Origin of the sequence: Burkholderia sp. 22PA0106, from assembly GCF_047497155.1 — a bacterium.
Taxonomy (GTDB): Bacteria; Pseudomonadota; Gammaproteobacteria; order Burkholderiales; family Burkholderiaceae; genus Burkholderia.
On sequence record NZ_CP163162.1, the window covers coordinates 2,961,857 to 2,979,218 of the forward strand.

The following is a 17,362-nucleotide window of genomic DNA, read 5'->3' on the forward strand; positions in this document are numbered from 1 at the left end:
GCCATGCCCGGCCGGCCGGATTTGACGACGACGGCCTCCAGCCCTTCGTTCCCGACAACCCACACGAGCTTCAGCTTCGATGGAAAACCTCCTGACCCCGCCCGTCGACAACCGGGCGCCGTGCCTGCGCGATATCGAGGGCGCCGCCGCGAACGCGGCGCTATGTGGAGCCCGGCCATGATCCGCGACGGGCTCGCAGCGGAATTCGGCCTCGCATTGAGCCGGGCGGAGTTCGCCGGAATCGCGCCCGCGCGGCTGCGGACGCTGCTGCACCGGCACGGCTTCGTGCTGGTCCGGGACATCGAATTCGACCGCCCCGCCTTCCGCCGCTGTTTCGAGCAGTTCGGCGAGGTGGTGCATTACCTCGCCGATCCGCAGGCCGACGGTTATGCGCGCAGCGATGTGCTGGAGCTCGCCGGCCAGCCCGGCCGGGGCGTCGCGGGTCGCGGCCAGTTGCCGCTGCACGCGGACGGCGACAGGCAGCGATTCGTGGTCGACCACGTGTTCCTTTATGCCGCGCAAGTCGGCGGGCAAGGCGAAGGCGGCCGCACCGTGCTCTGCCATCACCGCGTCGCCAACCAGGCGCTGCCTGCCCACCTGAAATCGATTCTGACCGGGCGGGTTCATTCGGTGCGGTTTTCGAACACGCACGCCGACGCGCCGGATGCGCAGCCGGGCGACTGGATTCCGGTGCCGGTGTTTCCACGCACCGGCAGCGCGGAGCCGATGATGATCTACTTCCCGTTCGACGACGCCGGGCAGGCCTTCTGGGAGTGCCGCGTCGACGGCCTGGACGCCGTGGCCAGCCGTGAATATTTCGCCGAATTGGCCGCGTTCTATCGTCAGGCGCGATATGCCTACCGCCACGACTGGGCCCCGCATCAGCTGCTGATTTTCGACAACCGCACGCTGCTTCACGAGCGCGAGCCCTATGGCCACGGCCAGGCACATCGCACGTTATGGCGCGGGCTGACCCGCGAACGCACCGCGCCCGCCGCCCCTCGTCACGACCATGACAGCGTCCCGCGCTGAGCCGATCCCATGAACATGGTTTCCGAATCGAGCGCGTATCTGGCGCTCGGCAAGATCTACTTTCTTCGCACCATGGCCGGGCTCTCGACCGATCCCACGCTGGCCAAGCAACTGCTGTTTTCGGTGCGGACCGACAAGCTTCATTTCATCGAATCCGACGCAGGCGTGCCGCTCGGTTATATCGCATGGGCGTCGATCAATCGCGACACCCTGCGGCAGTTGCGCGCCACCGCGGCGATGCCCTACTACCTGCACGAATGGATGGAAGGATCGCTGTCGCTCGTGATCGACATCCTGGTGCTGCCCGAGTGGCGAGCCAGCGCGACCCGGCTGCTGTTGCGCGCCCGCCGCGGGCACCGCTCGGTGGTCACGCACCGGCCGCGCTTCGGCACCCGGCGCTATGCGCGGCGGGACGGATCGACCGGCAGCCGGGGAGACGCACGATGACTCTCCGACCGCATCGCCCGCGCCCGGCCTCACCCACGCTGGACTGGATCGCCCCGCTGCTGGTGCCGTTCACCTGCGTGCGGCTGCCCCGCGCGCGCGGCCTCTGGATCAACGCGAACTGCCCGCCCCCATGGCCGTCGGACGCGTGCCGGCCCGATGACGACGCACTCGAGCGGATGGCGGCAACCTGGGGGTTCGCCGCGCCCGATCCGCATATCTTCCATCCCGACGCGCTGGACTGGAATGCCTCCACGCGCGCGCTGGCCGAGCCTTACGGCGGCGCCGGCTCCGCCGGCAACGGCGGCGGCGCGCGGGTCGGCATCCTGCACGATGCGCAATTGAAGGGGATCGGCCGCACGCCCATGCTGGGCCGGCTCGTCAACATCCAGCATTCCTACGGCGCCCTGCTGCTGGATCAGGCCTTCACCGAGGCGATCTATTCGCACCTTGCCCAGACGCTGCTGCCTTACGGCTGCGCGCAAATCCACGGCATCGTCGACACCGGCGTGCGCGCCGCGTTCGAGGATCCGGTCATGCGCCGCTGGCGCGAGGGCGGCGCGACCGCACTGATGCTGCGCGAGCCGTGTCTGCGGCCGGCGCATTTCCTTCGCGCCGAACATTTCGAGCCGCGCGACGCACGCGCGGGCGTGCTCGACGATCCGGCCCGGGTGCGCCTGGCGCATCGTGCGCTTGCCGCGCTCTCACGCGGAACGGAAGGTTTCGAGACCTTGATGTTCGACTTCCTGACCCGCAGCGCCCGGCAATTCTCCGCGGCCCGCACCCATCGGCTGATCCATGGAATCGTGACCCCGTCGAACCTCGCGATCGATGGCCGCTGGCTCGATCTGTCGTTCAGCTCGATCCTGCCGCCCGGCGTCAACTGCAAGGGCGGGCCGGCCTCGGCGGCGTTCCTCTCCGAATACAGGGTGCCGCTGGTCGGCGTCATGGAGCTGGTGTACACCTTCAACAAGCTGCATGGGCATCGCATCGATACCGCCCAGTTCACGGCGCATCATCACAGGATTTGGGAGCGGGCGCGGGTCGCGGCGACGGCGAGCTGCCTGGGATTTTCGCCGGAGCGTTGGCGCAACCGGGCTGCCATGAGCGGCGCGATGCAGGCGATCACCGACGCCGTGCATGCCGTCATCACCGGCAGCGGCGCCATCGTCGCGGGCTTCGCATCGGTTCCGCTCACGCAGGGCTCGACGTTCGGCAGTGAAGATGGACTCTGGCACACGGTGCTCGCCCTGTTCGGCTTGCGAAGCGGACCGCGCAACGACAAGCTCGCCGATGCATTTGCCGAGCTGCTGGCGATGGATCTTGCCAGCACCGGCGCGGATCCGTCGGCGACGCTGCCGGGCCGGACCATCGCGCGTTTCATCCGGATCAGCCGCCCGGTATGGTTCGATGCGTTTCTGTTCCGGCCACGCATCGACGAACTGATGCACGCCGCCACGTCGGACAGCGCCGATCGCGCGGTTGGTTTCCTCGAGGATTGCCTTCGTCTGATCGACACGATCTGGTCGGAACGTGAAGACAAGACAGTGCTCGTCGAGCTGCCGGAAGCAAGGCTCGAGTTCGATTCGGCCAGCCGGCGATTCGAACTCCGCAGCCACGGATGCCGCTCTCGAGACCTATCCGCCGAGCAGACCGCCCGAATGCTGCGCGATGATTTCCCGAACGGACTGGCATGGCATGGATTCGACTTCCTGCCGGGCGTGATGGCGATCCTTGAACAGATTCCGGCGATGGAGCGTCGTCTTTCGCAGCACGTCGGCGCGGCAATGGTCCGGAACGGACCGTGATCCGCGACGAGCGCGCCCGTCGTTTCGATGAAGCCGGGCGCCAAGTTCCGGCTCCCATCGATCCGTTACACGTCCGCCGCGCCCGCCGCCTTCCCCTGCGCTACCTCGGCCAGCCCGATCACGAAATCGAGAAACACCCGCGTGCGCGCCGGCAGGTGCTGGCGCGACGGGTAGTAGGCATAAAGCGGAAAACGCTCGTCCGACCAATCCGGGAACAGGTTCACGAGCTGCCCGGCGGCGATCATCGGCTCGGCCGCGATCGCCAGCATCTGCGCGACACCCAGGCCCGCGAGGCATGCATTCACCTGCGCCGACGGATCGTTGAGCGTGAGCCGCCCGCGCGTGGCCACCTGGAGATGGCGGCGCTTGCGGTGAAACTCCCAGCGAAACGGCCGCCCCGTCATCGGGTCGCGAAATTCCAGCACGCGATGCGCGCCGCCGCCGGCCAGATCCTCGGGCTTGACCGGGCGGCCATGACGCGCCAGATAAGCCGGCGCGGCCACCGTCACCACGGCCGTATCGAGCAGCTTGCGGGCGATCAGCGTCGAGGCCTTCGGCTCGCCGAACTGGATCGCCAGATCGAAACCGTCGAGCACCAGATCGCCCACCGTGTCGCGCGCGATGCATTCGAGATCGAGCTCGGGATGCGCATCCAGGAAGCGGCCGAGCGGCGCGCCGAGCACCAGCGCATAACACACCGGATCGAGATTGACGCGCAGCCGGCCGCGCACCCCGGCCGCATCGCCCGCTGCGGTTGCGGCCGCTTCCTCCAGCCCCGCCAGATGCGGCAGCACGCGCTCGTGGAAGCGTCGCCCCTCGTCGGTCAGCGACACCGAACGCGTGGTGCGGTTGAACAGGCGGATGCCGAGGCGCTTTTCGAGCCTCGCGATCGCGCGGCTGACGCCGGGCGGCGTCATGCCGATCGCCTCCGAGGCAGCGGCGAAGGTGCCCGTCTCGACGACGGCCACGAACACGCCGATTCCACTGGACAGATTGTCGTGACGCGAGCGCATGGTAAGAGGGCCGGATGGGCCGGCCAAGGCTGGACAGTGGCGCACGGTATCACGGCCAAGGGCCGGCGCGGCAGGGGCGGCGCACGCGCGATAGGCTGCGTCGGCCCATCACAATAAGCCACGTTTATTAAAACGATAATCGGCAGATAGTTTTCATTATGACTAGGCTCCACTAGACTCCGTGGAAACCCTGATTCGTGCGTCCGCCGTTGGCGGCGCGGCGCACGATCCGTCATCTGACCGAGAGGCATACCGCATGACTGCTCTGTTTTCCCCGTTCGTCCTGAAGGACGCCAAGCTGCGCAACCGCATCGCCGTGCCGCCGATGTGCCAATACAGCGCCGTCGACGGCTTCGTCACCGATTGGCATCTGGCTCACTACACCAGCCTCGCGCGCGGCGGTGCGGGCCTGGTGATCGTCGAGGCCACCGGCGTGGCGCCGGAAGGCCGCATCACGCCGGGCTGCACCGGCCTGTGGGACGACGCCCAGATCGAAGGCCTGGCGCGCATCGCCGCGGCCATCAAGGCCGCCGGCGCCGTGCCCGGCATCCAGATCGCGCACGCCGGCCGCAAGGCCAGCGCGAATCGCCCGTGGGAAGGCGACGACCACATTGCCGACGGCGCCCCCGGCGGCTGGCAAACCATCTCGCCGTCGGCGAGCGCGTTCGGCAAGCAGTTGCCGAAAGTGCCGCAGGCCATGACGCACGACGACATCGCCCGCGTGCGTGGCGAGTTCGCCGCCACCGCGCGCCGCGCGCTGGCCGCCGGCTTCGAATGGCTCGAACTGCACTTCGCGCACGGCTATCTGGCGCAGAGCTTCTTCTCGCCGCACGCCAACCAGCGCACCGACGAATACGGCGGCGACTGGGTCAAGCGCGGCCGCTTCCTCAACGAGACGCTGGCGGCCGTGCGCGAAGTCTGGCCCGAACGCCTGCCGCTGACAGCCCGTTTCGGCGTGCTCGAATACGACGGCAACGATGCGGCCACGCTCGATGCGTCGATCCGGCTGGTCGGCGATTTCAAGCGCGGCGGCCTCGACATGCTGAGCGTGAGCGTCGGCTTCTCGACGCCCGACGCGAACATTCCGTGGGGGCCGGGCTTCCTCGCGCCGATCGCCGAGCGCGTCAAGCGCGAGGCCGGCCTGCCCGTGTCGTCGGCCTGGGGCATCGACGATCCGGCGGTCGCGAACCGCGCCGTGGAAAACGGCCAGCTCGACCTGGTGATGGTGGGCCGCGCGCATCTGGCCGATCCGCACTACCCTTACTACGCGGCCAAGAAGCTCGGCGTCGAGCGGCCGTCGTGGGTGCTGCCCGCGCCGTATGCGCACTGGCTGGAGCGGTATGCGCCGGCGATCCAGGCGGATGCTTGAGGCAGTGCGCAATGAACGGCCGCGAGCGTCATGACCGGCCGTAACCCGCAGCAAACGCCAGACGGCGGCACGACACGTGCCGCCGTTTTTTCGCTCTTTCCTCCACGTCCCATTCCTGCCGGGAATGGCTGTTATCGCCCCGCCCCGCCTTCTTCGCTGGCCGCCCGCCACGCATCATTCGCTCACCCCAACCCGTAACAGGAGCGAATCATGAACACCTTCCAAGCCCACACGATCGACACCGCCCCGGCCGCCTCGAAGCCCCTGCTCGAAGGCGCCAAGCAGGCCTTCGGCTTCGTGCCGAACCTGCAGTCGCACATGGCCGAATCGCCGGAGCTGCTGGCCGGCTACTCGGCGCTCTGGGATTTGTTCGGCAAGAGCACGCTGACGCCGCATGAGCAGCAGGTGGTCTACCTCACCGCGAACTTCGAGAACGACTGCCACTACTGCATGGCGGGCCACAGCACGCTGGCAAAGATGATCGGCATGGCCCCGGAGACGATCGCCGCGTTGCGCGCCGGCACGCCGCTGCCGGACCCGAAGCTCGAAGCGCTGCATCGCCTGACGACGATCGTGGTGCGCGAGCGCGGCTTCGTGCCTGAGGCCGATGTCGCGGCCTTCCTCGCGGCGGGTTACACGCGCCGCAACGTGCTCGAAGTGGTGCTCGGCGTCGCCACCAAGGTGATGAGCAACTACACGAACCATCTCGTTCATACGGAGTACGACGCGTTCATGAAGGGCAACGAGTGGACCAAGCCGGCCACCGTCTGACGGCCGACGACGACACCATCGGAGAACGATCATGTCACTGCAACAAGCCCTCGACGCCTTCAAGGCCGATTTCCGCGCCGGCAAGCCGCCCTATCGCGCACCCGCCGAGATCCATCCGATCATGGAGCGCGCCACCGCCGAACTGGTCGCCAGCGGCCAGGCCGGCCGCGCCGTGAAGGCCGGCGATCGTGCGCCGTCGTTCACGCTGCCCGACCCGAACGGCAAGCCGGTGTCGTCGGCCGACCTGCTCGCGCAGGGGCCGCTCGTCGTCACGTTCTATCGCGGCGTGTGGTGCCCGTACTGCAACCTCGAATTGCAGGCGCTCAACGCGGCGCTGCCCCGGCTGCGGGAATACGGTGCGAACCTCGTGGCGATCTCGCCGCAAACGGCCGCGAACAGCCGCAAGTCGGTGCGCGAGAACCACCTCGATTTCCCCGTGCTCAGCGACGCGCTCGGCGCGACGGCCGAGGCGTTCGGCCTGCGCTTCGCGTTGCCCGACTATCTGGTGACGCTCTATCGGCAGTTGAAGAACGACCTGCCGGCGTTCAACGACGATCCGTCGTGGACGCTGCCGATGCCGGCCCGCTACGTGATCGGCAGCGACGGCACGGTGCTGTACTCGGAGGTTCATCCCGACTACACGCATCGCCCGGAGCCGGAGGACATGTTCCCGGTGCTGGCGCGCGCGGCCGCCTCGCGCTGAGGCATCGCACGCATCACACGCGAGGCACGCGGCGTGAGCCGCCGCGTGCCTCGAATCGACAAGGAGAACCCATGCAGCAACGTACGTTTCTCGTCACCGGCGCGTCGAAAGGCATCGGCCTCGCGCTCGGCCGACGCCTCGCGCGCGCCGGCCATCGCGTGGTCGGGCTGGCGCGCGGCCCCGGCGATTTTCCGGGCGAACTGGTGAGCGTCGATCTGGCCGATCCGGCCGCCACCGATGCGGCACTGCGCACGCTGGCCGCGCGCCACGCCTTCGACGGCGTGATCAACAACGTCGGCCTGGTGCGGCCGCAGAAGCTCGGCGAGGTCGATCTCGCCACCCTCGACGACGTGCTCGCCGTCAACCTGCATCCCGCCGTGCAGGCAGTGCAGACGCTGTTGCCCGGCATGCGCGAGCGCGGCTGGGGCCGCGTCGTCAACGTCTCCAGCCTGACGATCCTCGGCATCGCCGAGCGCACCGCGTACGCGGCGGCCAAGGCGGCGCTCGTGAGCTTCGCGCGCTCGTGGGCGCTCGAACTGGCCCGCACCGGCATCACCGTCAACGCGGTGGCACCGGGGCCGACCGAAACCGAACTGTTCCGCGCCAACAACCCGCCCGGCAGCGAAGGCGAGCGCCGCTATCTGTCGGGCGTGCCGATGGGCCGCTTCGGCACGCCCGACGAGATCGCCGCGGCGATCGCGTTCCTGCTGTCGGACGACGCGGGTTTCATCACGGGACAGACGCTGTTCATCGATGGCGGTGCTTCGATCGGCAGGCAGGCGTTTTAGGTCGTGGATGGCGCGCTTTGAGCGGCGGGCGCGCACTCCGCCCCGGCAGCCAACGCTCAAGCGGATTTCACCTGCGCCTCCGCCATCACCTCCTCGACAAAATCGACAAACGCGCGCGCCTTCGACGTCACCATCCGCCCGGCCGGAAACACCGCCCACAGATCGACGCCCGGCAGCGTCCAGTCGTTCAGCACCGCGCGCACCTCGCCGCGCGCCAGTTCGGGGCCGAACATCCATTCCGACGCAATCGCCAGCCCCATGTGCCCGAGCACCGCGGTGCGCATGCCCTCGGCGGCGCTGACCCGCACCCGGCCCGACACGGCGACGGCCACCTCGGCGCCGTCGCGGCTGAACGACCAGGCTTCGCCGCCGCCGCGCTGCGAATAGACGATCACCTGATGGCGGCTCAATTCGGCGGGCGTCGCCGGCGTGCCGGCCTCGGCCAGATAGGCCGGGGTGGCCACCACCCGCCGCCGGCTGCTGGCGATATGGCGCGCCGTCATCGACGAATCGTCGAGCGTCCCCATCCGCAGCGCCACGTCCACGCCTTCTTCCAGCAGGTCGATCGAGCGATCGTCGAGGATGATGTCGAGCTGCAGGTCGGGATGGCGATCGACGAAGCGCTTGAGCATCGGCAGCACATGCAGGCGCGAAAAGGTGACGGCCGCACAGATCCGCAGCCGTCCCGACAAACCCCTCGACGAATCGCGCACCGCCTGCTCGGCCTGATCGGCTTCCGCGATCGACAGCCGCGCGTGTTCGTAGAAGCGCCGGCCCGCGTCGGTCGGCGTGAGGCCGCGCGTCGAGCGCAGCAGCAGCCGCGCGCCGAGATGCGCCTCCAGTTGGGCGATCGATTTCGATACGGCCGGCTGGCCCAGTTCCAGGCGGCGCGCGGCGGCCGAGAACGAGCCGGCGTCCACCACCGCGACAAAGGTTTCCATCGCTGCCATTCGGTCCATCGGATCGTCTCTCCCTGAGTCGGACGGGTTGCGGGTGCGCGCGAGCGTGCAGTCTAGCCCGCAACGGGCGAACCGACGAACGGACCAACGGACCGACGGAGGCGGACGCAAGAAAAGAAACGCCCCGAGGCGCGGCGTCATGACGGGCGAAACCGCGTTCGCCAGGACGCCGCGCCTCGGGGCACGGTGGTGCTCTCAGGTTCGGAGGCTTTTTCAGCCTCTCGGATTATCGGCTCCGGAACGCAGGTTCCTCGGCTCGCTCGGAATGCGGGAGGACATGGCTCCCTGGCTGTTGTTCGGTGATGAAATTCGGGGAAATCGCTTATGCGGAAATCGTCATCGCACACAATTCGGAATGCAGATTAACAATCCGACGCCCGATGAACAAGAAGAATTTATCGAGTGTGTTCAGCATTTTTCAGGCAACTGACTATTCAGACAGGAAGCGCCGCAGCGCCATGCGCACCCGGCAAGACGCTCTGCCTTGCGGCACAAGGCCCGCCACGCAGCGAGGCCGCTCCGCACTATCAAATCGCCAGCATCAATCGATTCGATTCACAACGAATCTCGCATGACGTTTCACCAACACTCATTAGTTTCGATATTAATCTGCGATCGCACGCCACTCGCCGCGATAATCGCCGTCACGATTTTTATTTCCCCCGGGGATTATCGGAACGCGCATACGCCGCCAGGCCTTCCGCGAGCGCCGTGAACGCGGCCATGCAGCGCGCGCTGCGCCGCAAATCCTCGTGCATCGCCACCCATGTCTGCAACTGCAGCGACACCGCGCGGCGCAGCACCCGGCGCAACGCCGGGTCGCGCGCCGCCAAGCCCGCCTGACAGAAGCCGATGCCGAAGCCCGCGCGAATCGCGGCCAGTTGCGCGAGATCGCTATCGGCGCTGAACGCGAAATCGTCGCGGCCGAGCGGCGCGAAAATGCCGCCGACGGCGCGCGTGAAGGCCGTCTCGCGGTCATAGCCGATCACCGTGTGCCGCTTCAGCTCGGCCAGCGTGCGCGGCGTGCCGCAACGCGCCAGGTAGCGCTCGTGCGCATGCAGGCCGATCTCGATGGTGCCCGCGCGGCGCGCCACCAGCGCCGCCTGCTCCGGCCGGAACATCCGCACGGCGATATCGGCCTCGCGGTGCAGCAGGTCGTCCACGCGGTTCGACAGCACCAGTTCGATCGACAGCGCCGGATGCGCCTCGCGCAGCGCCACCAGGATCGGCGGCAGCACCTCGACGCCGATCACCTCGCTGGCGGTCAGCCGCACCGTGCCGCGCACGCCGTCGCCCTGCCCGCTCGCGGCGCGCCGCAGCGCCGCCGCCGAGGCCGCCACGCCGGCCGCGTGCGGGGCCAGCTCGCGTGCGGCGTCGGTGGGCGCGTAGCCGTCCACCGAGCGCGTGAACAGCGTCAGCCCGAGCGCCGCCTCCAGCCCTTCGATATGCCGCCCGACGGTAGGCTGCGCGATGCCCATCGCGCGCCCCGCCGCCGACAGCGAGCCGGTGTCGAGCACCTGAAGGAAGGTCCGGTACCACTCCCAGTTCGGTTCCGCGTCGCGCATGGTATGCATTTTCGTATGGATGACCCATAATATTAGCCAATTTTCATGGGATTCCCGCCTGCGCATACTGCCTGACATCGAACGCGGCAACCGGCCGCGTGTCTTCAGGAGTCCGCCATGTCGACCCTTGCCCTGTTCGGCGCCGCCGGCGCGATCGGCCGCAGCATCGCCCAAGCCCTGCGCGCCGAGCACCGCGCCTACCGCGTGGTGGGCCGCCGCGCCGACGCGCTGCGCGCCACCTTCGGCGACGATCCGCTCGCCGAGATCGCCACCTGGAACCCCGATTCGCCCGAATCGATCCGCGCCGCGATGGCGGGCATCGATACGCTGGTCTATCTGGTCGGCGTCAATTATTGGCAGTTCGAACTGCATCCGCAGATCATGCAGCGCACGCTCGACGCGGCGATCGCGGCCGGCGTGCGCCGCATCGTGCTGATCGGCACCGTCTATCCGTACGGCCGGTCGCGCGGCAACCCGGTGCGCGAGGATCACCCGCGCGAGCCGCACACGTTCAAGGGCAAGATGCGCAAGGCGCAGGAAGACCTGCTGATGCAGGCGCACGCCGACGGCCTGATCGAGGCCACGGTGCTGCGGCTGCCCGATTTCTACGGGCCGGGCGTGGAGGCCAGCATGCTGCACGGCGCGATCCGCGCCGCCGTGCTGGGCGGCCCGGCCGATATGCTCGGCCCGCTCGAACGCGAGCACGAATTCGTGTTCGTGCCCGACGTCGGGCCGGTGGTCGCACGACTGCTCGATACGCCGGCCGCCTACGGGCGAATCTGGCATCTGGCCGGCGCGGGCGTCACGACGCAACGCGCGCTGGTGGGCGAGATCGAACGGCAGAGCGGGCGCACGCTGAAATTGCGGGTGGCCGGCAAGACGCTGCTGCGCGTCCTCGGCCTGTTCAAGCCGATGATGCGCGAGCTGGTGGAGATGAATTATCTGATCACGGAACCGCTGATCATGGACGACAGCGCGTTGCAGCGCCTGATCGGGCCGATCCGCAAGACACCCTACGCGGAAGGCATCCGGCAATCGCTGGCGGCCGTGCGGGAGCCGGTGCGGGCCTGAACTACAGGCCCAAGGTCAGCCCGCCGTGTCGAAGCGCATCAGCTCGGCCAGGTCGTGCTCGACCGACAGGCAACCGCGCTCGCGCCACTGCGCCGCGCCGATCTCGCCCGTGACCGCGCCGACGAAGCGCGTGCCGGCCGCGGCCGCCGCCTGCGCATCCATCTCGTGATCGCCGACATAGGTGGCGTCGGCCGCCGCCACGCCGAGCAGGTCGAGCGCCTTGCGCAGCCCCTCCGGATGCGGCTTGTGCTGCGTCACGTCCTCGCCGCCGACGATCGCCGTCACGTAATGGGCCAGGTTGGCCTGCGCGAGGATCTGCTCGATCCGGTAGCGGAACTTGGTGGAGACGATCGCCACCGGAATGCCCTGCGCGTGCAGCGTGAACAGCAGCGACGCCGCCTCGGGGTAGATGCGCGTCATGCGCACCATCGCTTCGTCGGCGTGCGCGACGAAGCGCGTGGCATACACGGCCGCTTGCCCGGCATCGTCGAGGCCGGTCAGGAATGCGAAGGTTTGCGCGAGCGTCAGGCCGATCGAGGCGACGATGCGCTCGCGCGGCGGCACCGGCAGGCCCATGTCGGCCAGCGCGCCGCCGGCGCAGAACACGATGGCGTCGCGCGAATCGGCGAGCGTCAGGTCGAAGTCGAACAGGTAGGCGCGGCTGGCTGGAAACATGGCGGGCGGAGAGGGAAAAGGCGGGAGCAAGGGGCGAAGCGACGATCATAACGGATGCGGCGGGCCGGCCGAAGTGCGCCGTAACGGAACACGGCTGCTCCGAATCGGAACAACGGTGCAACACTCGCGGCGGGGCTTGATCGACTCGATCGACTCAAACGGGCTCCGTAGGCGCAATCGCCTCAACCGAATCCAACGCCCCAATCGCCCCCCCTCAACCGCCCTCGCCGCCCCCGCCCTGCATTTTCCGATAGACCGTATTGCGCGACACGCCCAACTCCCGCGCCGCCGCCGACACGTTGCCGCCATGCCGCGCCAGCGTGGCCACCACCACCGACGCCGCCACGTCCTGAAGCCGCCCGCCCTCCGCGCCGAAGCCGTCGCCGCGCCGGGCCGCCTGCCCCGCGCTCGCAGGCAGGCTCGCCCGGCGCAGTTCGTCGAAGAAATCGTCGGGCAGGTGGGCGTGGCGAATCTCGCCATCGTCGTCCACCATCGCGGCGGCCGTGCGCAGCAGGTTGCCGAGCTGACGGAAGTTGCCGGGCCAGTCGCAGCGCTCGAACAACGTCATGACGTCGGGCGCGACGCGCAGCGCCCGCGCGCGGCCGCTGGCCTGCGCTTCCTGCTCCAGCATCCGCGCCACCACCACCCGCAGGTCGCTGCGCTCGCGCAGCGCCGGCAGGCGCACCGTCAGCCCGTTCAGGCGGTAGTACAGATCCTCGCGGAAGCGGTGCTGCGCCAGCATCTCGCGCAGATCGCGGTGGGTCGCGCAGATGATCGTCACGTCGATCGGAATCGACTTCGACGAGCCGAGCGGGTTCACGTGCCGCTCCTGCAACACGCGCAGCAGCCGGGCCTGCAGCGGATACGGCATGTCGCCGATTTCGTCGAGAAACAGCGTGCCGCCGTTGGCCTGCAGCAGCTTGCCCGCCGCGCCGCGCCGCCTGGCGCCGGTGAACGCGCCTTCCTCATAGCCGAACAGTTCGGATTCGATCAGCGTCTCGGGGATCGACGCGCAGTTGACCGCCACGAACGGCGCATGGCCGCGCGGCGAATCGCCGTGGATCGCCTGCGCGAGCAGGTCCTTGCCCGCACCGGTCGGGCCGGTGATCAGCACCGGGATGTCCTTGCCGATCACCTTGCGTACCTTCGCGATGACCGAGGCCACCTGCGCGTCGCCGGTGTCGAGCGCGGCCAGCAGCGAGCCGCGCGACGCGGCGGGCGCCGCCGGGGCCGGCGTCATCGTGCGCGCGCCGGCCGGCGCGGGCCGCGTCGCGTCGGCGCGCGGGCCGAGCCGCGTCTGCACGCGCGCGCAGGCCACGGTGCCGTTGCTGAGGTTCAGCATCAGGTGCGCGTCGTGGCTGGTGCGCTGCCAGTCGACGAGCTGCGCCCAGGTGGTCTGGAACAGCGACGACAGCGTCTGCGCGCGCAGCGCCGGCAATTGCAGGCCGAGCTGGAATTGCGCGCTGCGATTCGCCGAGACGATCCGCCCGTCCTCGGTGAACGCCACGATGCCCTCCATCAGCGTGCCGAGGAATTCGGGCCGGCCGTGGAACGACACCTGCAGCATGTCCTGGAACGTGGTGGCGAACAGGTAGTTCTCGATCATCTGCACCGACATCTTCGCCAGCGCCATGGTGTGCTGGTGATAGCTGCGGTGGTCGCCCGTCACGTCGAGCACGCCCGCCATCTCGCCGTACGGATCGAGGATCGGCACGCTGGAGCAGGTCAGGAAGCGGTTCACCGACAGGTAGTGCTGCTCGCCGTGCACCACCACCGCACAGCGCTCGGCCAGCGCCGTGCCGATGCCGTTGGTGCCCTGGCGGTTCTCGGCCCAGTTCGCGCCGGGCATCAGCGCGACGCGTTCGGCGCGCTGCAGGAAATCGTCGTCGCCGACCGAATGCAGGATCAGGCCGTCCGCATTGGTCAGCACGATCATGCTGTGGGTGTTGGCGATCTGGTCGTGCAGCGTTTCCATCACCGGCATCGCGTGCGCGCACAGGATGCGGTTCTGCTCGCGCTTGAGCGCGAGCGCCGAGTCGGACAGGATCTCGTAGTCCGGCTGCACCGAGGCGTGCAGCCCGAACATCTCGGAGCGCTCGTGCGCCTTGCGGATCGCCGTGACCGGCCAGTTGCCGGATTGGCCCGCCTCGCGCAGGGCGGCGTGATCAAACCTGTCGTGCATCGTCTCCTCCAGAGCGGCCCGGTCGTGGGCCGGGCGATCGCGGGATGCAACGCAAGCTCCGTGCCACGAGGAGAGTCAGCCGACGCTGCGGTTAATCGCCGAAGCGCTCGGCCCGCTCCTCGGCGCCATCCGCGCTCCAATATCGCCAGAGCCCGGATTGCTCGCCACCGAGATACGCGCCCTCGGCCGCCAATTGACCGTTTTCGTGAAAATCCCGCCACACGCCCTCTTCCTTGCCGTGGGCATAGTGCCCCTCGGAGGCGAGCGCGCCGTTTTCATGAAAGGCCGAGAAGAGTCCGTGCCGAACCCAGCGGGTTTTATCGGCAGACAACATCCGCGAGTAACGGAATTTGATGCCGCCGGATTCGAAGGGAATTTCGGCGATATGCAGATCGGCTTCGATGGACATGGTGTTCCTTTGATTTTGATGCGCCGGCATCCACGGCTCGTCGCGCGTCGCCGGTAACGTTTTCTTATTCGGGCAGGCCGTTTGCCACGGTTTTGGCGAGCCGTTCGTAATAGGCCGCCGAGCGTGCGTTGCCCGCTGCCTTGAAGCGCTTGGCCGTGGCATGCGCGGCGTGCTCCCCCAGTTGAAAGATCGGGTACATATCTCGACCTTCGGGTTCGCTCTGCGCTTTCAAGGCTTTGTCGAAATGGCTTGCCGTCATCCAGCCACCGCTGAGTTTCAGCAAGCCGCGCACGGGAAGCCCCGCCTTCATTTCGCCGAGAAAGAACTGATACGGCTCCGCGGTACCGATTCGCATCACGCCGAGCCCATCGGCCACGCCGCCAGGACAAGGCCCCTGCCAACGCGACGGCCCTGCGTCGAAATCCGCCGGCGTCGCGGCACGACACGCAGCGCCATCGGCCTCCGCGGCGAAGCTGGTTGCGGCGCCCAGCGATATCGCCAAACCCGTGACGGTGATCCAGAAACGGCTCATATCAAGCTTCCCTTTATCGATGAGGTGGGTTGTTTCAGCTTTGAAATGACAAAGATTGCCTTGCGGCGGGAGTACCCGCTTTAGCGCTTGGTATCGAATCGATCGGAACGCGGGACTTCCGGGGGCAGATGGTAATGCCTAATTCGATATTTCTCCAGATCATCGAACGGTATTCGCGCGCTCGTCAGAAGCAGGTAATGGCGACCGATTATCCTTGTCGAATCACCACGATATTCCAGTAAATTTTTCTTTATCGAGCATTGGATAGCTGCGGTCGAACCTCCCTTATTGCGGACGCTGCCCATTCAAAATACGGCTGCTTGATCCACTCCCCCCCTCAACGCAACAACGGCCTGCCGGCAGGTCGCCGAACAGGCCGTCGTCACCGACGCAGCGCCACGCATGCGTCGTCCAACCAGGAACGGGATCGCCGTTCTTCAGAAGAAGCCGAGCGCGTCCGGCTGGTAATTGACCAACAAGCACTTCGTCTGCTGGTAATTCGACAACGCCATCTTGTGCGTCTCGCGGCCGATGCCCGATTGCTTGTAGCCGCCAAACGCCGCATGCGCCGGGTACAGGTGATAGCAGTTGGTCCACACGCGGCCGGCCTCGATCTCGCGGCCCATGCGATAGGCGCGCGTGCCGTCGCGCGTCCACACGCCGGCGCCGAGCCCGTAATACGTGTCGTTGGCGATCTCGATGGCTTCCTGCTCGTTCCTGAACGTCATCACCGAGGCCACCGGCCCGAAGATTTCCTCCTGGAACACGCGCATCTTGTTGTGGCCGAACAGCATCGTCGGCTTCACGTAGAAGCCGTCGCCGAGGCTCGCATCGAGGCTCGCGCGGCTGCCGCCCGTCAGGCACTGCGCGCCTTCCTCGCGGCCGATGTCGATATACGACAGGATCTTGTCCAACTGCTGCCGCGAGGCCTGCGCGCCGATCATCGTTTCGAGATCGAGCGGGTTGCCGCTCTTGATGCGCTCGACGCGCGCCACCGCCTTCTCGATGAAACGCTCGTAGATCGATTCCTGGATCAGCACGCGCGACGGGCAGGTGCAGATCTCGCCCTGGTTCAGCGCGAACATCGCGAGGCCTTCGAGCGCCTTGTCGAGGAACGCGTCGTCCTGATCGAGCACGTCGGCGAAGAACACGTTCGGGCTCTTGCCGCCCAGCTCCACCGTGGACGGAATCAGGTTCTCGGCGGCGGCGTGCAGGATGCGCTTGCCGACCGGCGTCGAGCCGGTGAACGCGATCTTGGCGATGCGCGTGCTGGTGGCGAGCGCCTCGCCCGCTTCGCGGCCGAAGCCGCTGACCACGTTGATGGTGCCCGGCGGAAACAGGTCGCCGATCAGCTCCATCAGCACCAGGATCGACGCGGGCGTCTGCTCGGCCGGCTTCATCACCACGCAGCAGCCGGCGGCCAGCGCCGGCGCGAGCTTCCACGCCGCCATCAGCAGCGGGAAATTCCACGGGATGATCTGCCCGACCACGCCGAGCGGCTCGTGGAAGTGATACGCGACGGTGTTGTCGTCGATCTCGGAGATCCCGCCTTCCTGCGCGCGGATGCAGCCCGCGAAATAGCGGAAATGGTCGATCGCGAGCGGCAGGTCGGCCAGCATCGTTTCGCGCAGCGGCTTGCCGTTGTCGATGGTTTCGGCCACGGCCAGCACGCGCAGGTTCTTTTCCATGCGATCGGCGGCCGCCAGCAGCAGGTTCGCGCGGTCGGCGGCCGAGGTCTTGCCCCACTTGCGGCGCGCGGCGTGCGCGGCGTCGATCGCCAGCTCGATGTCGGCGCCGGTCGAGCGCGGCACGCTGCAGAAGGTCTGGCCGTTGATCGGCGAGACGTTGTCGAAATAGTCGCCACCGACGGGCGCGACCCACTTGCCGCCGATGTAGTTCTCGTAACGCGCGCGATACGGATACTCGATGTCGATGCCGTGGCGCTTGAGGTCAAACGGATTCATGGTGCATTCCTGTTCTGCATGAGGATCGGGAGGCCCGCGCGTCACCTGTGTCACGTGTGCGACGCGGGCCCTTGCCC

General features: G+C 67.8%; 17 protein-coding genes. 9 read left to right on the forward strand and 8 right to left on the reverse strand.

Features of this window, described 5'->3' with window-relative positions; all coding sequences use genetic code 11:
* Positions 1 to 177 precede the first annotated feature (177 nt).
* From AB4850_RS12770 to AB4850_RS12780, 3 genes are read left to right on the forward strand one after another with little or no spacing between them, the layout of a single operon-like run.
* Positions 178 to 1,032 (forward strand): TauD/TfdA dioxygenase family protein, encoded by an 855-nt coding sequence (locus AB4850_RS12770; protein ID WP_414440171.1) that lies wholly within the window; start codon positions 178 to 180, stop codon positions 1,030 to 1,032.
* A 9-nt stretch (positions 1,033 to 1,041) separates the two neighbouring features.
* A complete protein-coding gene (locus AB4850_RS12775; protein WP_414440172.1) occupies positions 1,042 to 1,479 on the forward strand; it encodes a hypothetical protein in 438 nt (145 codons plus the stop codon).
* Positions 1,476 to 3,284, forward strand: a complete 1,809-nt coding sequence (locus AB4850_RS12780; RefSeq protein ID WP_414440173.1) for a hypothetical protein — start codon at positions 1,476 to 1,478, stop codon at positions 3,282 to 3,284. The genes AB4850_RS12775 and AB4850_RS12780 overlap by 4 nt, the downstream gene beginning before the upstream one ends.
* A 65-nt stretch (positions 3,285 to 3,349) precedes the next feature.
* Here the strand turns inward: AB4850_RS12780 and AB4850_RS12785 are convergent, their stop codons facing one another.
* A complete protein-coding gene (locus tag AB4850_RS12785; RefSeq protein WP_414440174.1) occupies positions 3,350 to 4,297 on the reverse strand; it encodes a LysR family transcriptional regulator in 948 nt (315 codons plus the stop codon).
* A 256-nt stretch (positions 4,298 to 4,553) separates the two neighbouring features.
* On the opposite strand from AB4850_RS12785, the gene AB4850_RS12790 reads away from it, so the two are divergent.
* The 4 genes from AB4850_RS12790 (at position 4,554) to AB4850_RS12805 (ending at position 7,928) form a co-directional block, all read left to right on the forward strand.
* A complete protein-coding gene (locus AB4850_RS12790; RefSeq protein WP_414440175.1) occupies positions 4,554 to 5,666 on the forward strand; it encodes an NADH:flavin oxidoreductase/NADH oxidase in 1,113 nt (370 codons plus the stop codon).
* Between the two features lie 210 nt (positions 5,667 to 5,876).
* Entirely contained in the window at positions 5,877 to 6,437 is a 561-nt protein-coding gene (locus tag AB4850_RS12795; RefSeq protein ID WP_414440176.1) for a carboxymuconolactone decarboxylase family protein, read from the forward strand.
* 31 nt (positions 6,438 to 6,468) lie between these two features.
* Positions 6,469 to 7,140, forward strand: coding sequence for a peroxiredoxin-like family protein (locus tag AB4850_RS12800; RefSeq protein WP_414440177.1), 672 nt, complete (start codon positions 6,469 to 6,471; stop codon positions 7,138 to 7,140).
* Positions 7,141 to 7,211: 71 nt separating this feature from the next.
* Positions 7,212 to 7,928, forward strand: coding sequence for an SDR family oxidoreductase (locus AB4850_RS12805; protein ID WP_414440178.1), 717 nt, complete (start codon positions 7,212 to 7,214; stop codon positions 7,926 to 7,928).
* 56 nt (positions 7,929 to 7,984) lie between these two features.
* Here the strand turns inward: AB4850_RS12805 and AB4850_RS12810 are convergent, their stop codons facing one another.
* The gene (locus AB4850_RS12810) at positions 7,985 to 8,887 is read right to left on the reverse strand and encodes a LysR family transcriptional regulator (RefSeq protein ID WP_414440179.1); all 903 of its coding nucleotides are present in this window, start codon (positions 8,885 to 8,887) and stop codon (positions 7,985 to 7,987) included.
* Positions 8,888 to 9,164: 277 nt separating this feature from the next.
* Between AB4850_RS12810 and AB4850_RS12815 the strand changes: the two genes are divergently transcribed.
* Positions 9,165 to 9,317, forward strand: coding sequence for a hypothetical protein (locus tag AB4850_RS12815; RefSeq protein ID WP_414440180.1), 153 nt, complete (start codon positions 9,165 to 9,167; stop codon positions 9,315 to 9,317).
* Positions 9,318 to 9,540: 223 nt separating this feature from the next.
* On the opposite strand, the gene AB4850_RS12820 is transcribed toward AB4850_RS12815, so the two are convergent.
* The gene (locus tag AB4850_RS12820) at positions 9,541 to 10,452 is read right to left on the reverse strand and encodes a LysR family transcriptional regulator (RefSeq protein WP_414440181.1); all 912 of its coding nucleotides are present in this window, start codon (positions 10,450 to 10,452) and stop codon (positions 9,541 to 9,543) included.
* A 117-nt stretch (positions 10,453 to 10,569) separates the two neighbouring features.
* On the opposite strand from AB4850_RS12820, the gene AB4850_RS12825 reads away from it, so the two are divergent.
* Positions 10,570 to 11,523 carry an NAD-dependent epimerase/dehydratase family protein gene (locus AB4850_RS12825; protein WP_414440182.1) on the forward strand — a complete coding sequence of 318 codons (954 nt, stop codon included), beginning with the start codon at positions 10,570 to 10,572 and terminating at the stop codon, positions 11,521 to 11,523.
* A gap of 15 nt (positions 11,524 to 11,538) precedes the next feature.
* On the opposite strand, the gene AB4850_RS12830 is transcribed toward AB4850_RS12825, so the two are convergent.
* From AB4850_RS12830 to AB4850_RS12850, 5 genes are all read right to left on the reverse strand, one after another.
* Complete coding sequence (locus tag AB4850_RS12830; RefSeq protein ID WP_414440183.1) at positions 11,539 to 12,198, reverse strand: HAD family hydrolase; 660 nt, start codon at positions 12,196 to 12,198, stop codon at positions 11,539 to 11,541.
* A gap of 214 nt (positions 12,199 to 12,412) precedes the next feature.
* A complete protein-coding gene (locus AB4850_RS12835) occupies positions 12,413 to 14,380 on the reverse strand; it encodes a sigma-54-dependent Fis family transcriptional regulator (RefSeq protein ID WP_414440184.1) in 1,968 nt (655 codons plus the stop codon).
* A 91-nt stretch (positions 14,381 to 14,471) separates the two neighbouring features.
* Positions 14,472 to 14,789: a toxin-antitoxin system YwqK family antitoxin gene (locus AB4850_RS12840; RefSeq protein ID WP_414440185.1), complete on the reverse strand. Its 318-nt coding sequence runs from the start codon at positions 14,787 to 14,789 to the stop codon at positions 14,472 to 14,474.
* A 64-nt stretch (positions 14,790 to 14,853) separates the two neighbouring features.
* Positions 14,854 to 15,321 (reverse strand): hypothetical protein, encoded by a 468-nt coding sequence (locus AB4850_RS12845; RefSeq protein WP_414440186.1) that lies wholly within the window; start codon positions 15,319 to 15,321, stop codon positions 14,854 to 14,856.
* A 437-nt stretch (positions 15,322 to 15,758) separates the two neighbouring features.
* Positions 15,759 to 17,285: an aldehyde dehydrogenase family protein gene (locus AB4850_RS12850; RefSeq protein ID WP_414440187.1), complete on the reverse strand. Its 1,527-nt coding sequence runs from the start codon at positions 17,283 to 17,285 to the stop codon at positions 15,759 to 15,761.
* Positions 17,286 to 17,362 lie beyond the last annotated feature (77 nt).

What these genes read in the sequence shown, in the direction of transcription:
- AB4850_RS12815 (WP_414440180.1), top strand. Translation starts at nt 9,165, where the DNA reads ATGGCTCCCTGGCTGTTGTTCGGTGATGAAATTCGGGGAAATCGCTTA.
- AB4850_RS12810 (WP_414440179.1), bottom strand. Translation starts at nt 8,887, where the DNA reads ATGGACCGAATGGCAGCGATGGAAACCTTTGTCGCGGTGGTGGACGCC.
- AB4850_RS12770 (WP_414440171.1), top strand. Translation starts at nt 178, where the DNA reads ATGATCCGCGACGGGCTCGCAGCGGAATTCGGCCTCGCATTGAGCCGG.
- AB4850_RS12835 (WP_414440184.1), bottom strand. Translation starts at nt 14,380, where the DNA reads ATGCACGACAGGTTTGATCACGCCGCCCTGCGCGAGGCGGGCCAATCC.
- AB4850_RS12780 (WP_414440173.1), top strand. Translation starts at nt 1,476, where the DNA reads ATGACTCTCCGACCGCATCGCCCGCGCCCGGCCTCACCCACGCTGGAC.
- AB4850_RS12820 (WP_414440181.1), bottom strand. Translation starts at nt 10,452, where the DNA reads ATGCGCGACGCGGAACCGAACTGGGAGTGGTACCGGACCTTCCTTCAG.
- AB4850_RS12775 (WP_414440172.1), top strand. Translation starts at nt 1,042, where the DNA reads ATGAACATGGTTTCCGAATCGAGCGCGTATCTGGCGCTCGGCAAGATC.
- AB4850_RS12825 (WP_414440182.1), top strand. Translation starts at nt 10,570, where the DNA reads ATGTCGACCCTTGCCCTGTTCGGCGCCGCCGGCGCGATCGGCCGCAGC.
- AB4850_RS12785 (WP_414440174.1), bottom strand. Translation starts at nt 4,297, where the DNA reads ATGCGCTCGCGTCACGACAATCTGTCCAGTGGAATCGGCGTGTTCGTG.
- AB4850_RS12845 (WP_414440186.1), bottom strand. Translation starts at nt 15,321, where the DNA reads ATGAGCCGTTTCTGGATCACCGTCACGGGTTTGGCGATATCGCTGGGC.
- AB4850_RS12795 (WP_414440176.1), top strand. Translation starts at nt 5,877, where the DNA reads ATGAACACCTTCCAAGCCCACACGATCGACACCGCCCCGGCCGCCTCG.
- AB4850_RS12790 (WP_414440175.1), top strand. Translation starts at nt 4,554, where the DNA reads ATGACTGCTCTGTTTTCCCCGTTCGTCCTGAAGGACGCCAAGCTGCGC.
- AB4850_RS12850 (WP_414440187.1), bottom strand. Translation starts at nt 17,285, where the DNA reads ATGAATCCGTTTGACCTCAAGCGCCACGGCATCGACATCGAGTATCCG.
- AB4850_RS12830 (WP_414440183.1), bottom strand. Translation starts at nt 12,198, where the DNA reads ATGTTTCCAGCCAGCCGCGCCTACCTGTTCGACTTCGACCTGACGCTC.
- AB4850_RS12800 (WP_414440177.1), top strand. Translation starts at nt 6,469, where the DNA reads ATGTCACTGCAACAAGCCCTCGACGCCTTCAAGGCCGATTTCCGCGCC.
- AB4850_RS12805 (WP_414440178.1), top strand. Translation starts at nt 7,212, where the DNA reads ATGCAGCAACGTACGTTTCTCGTCACCGGCGCGTCGAAAGGCATCGGC.
- AB4850_RS12840 (WP_414440185.1), bottom strand. Translation starts at nt 14,789, where the DNA reads ATGTCCATCGAAGCCGATCTGCATATCGCCGAAATTCCCTTCGAATCC.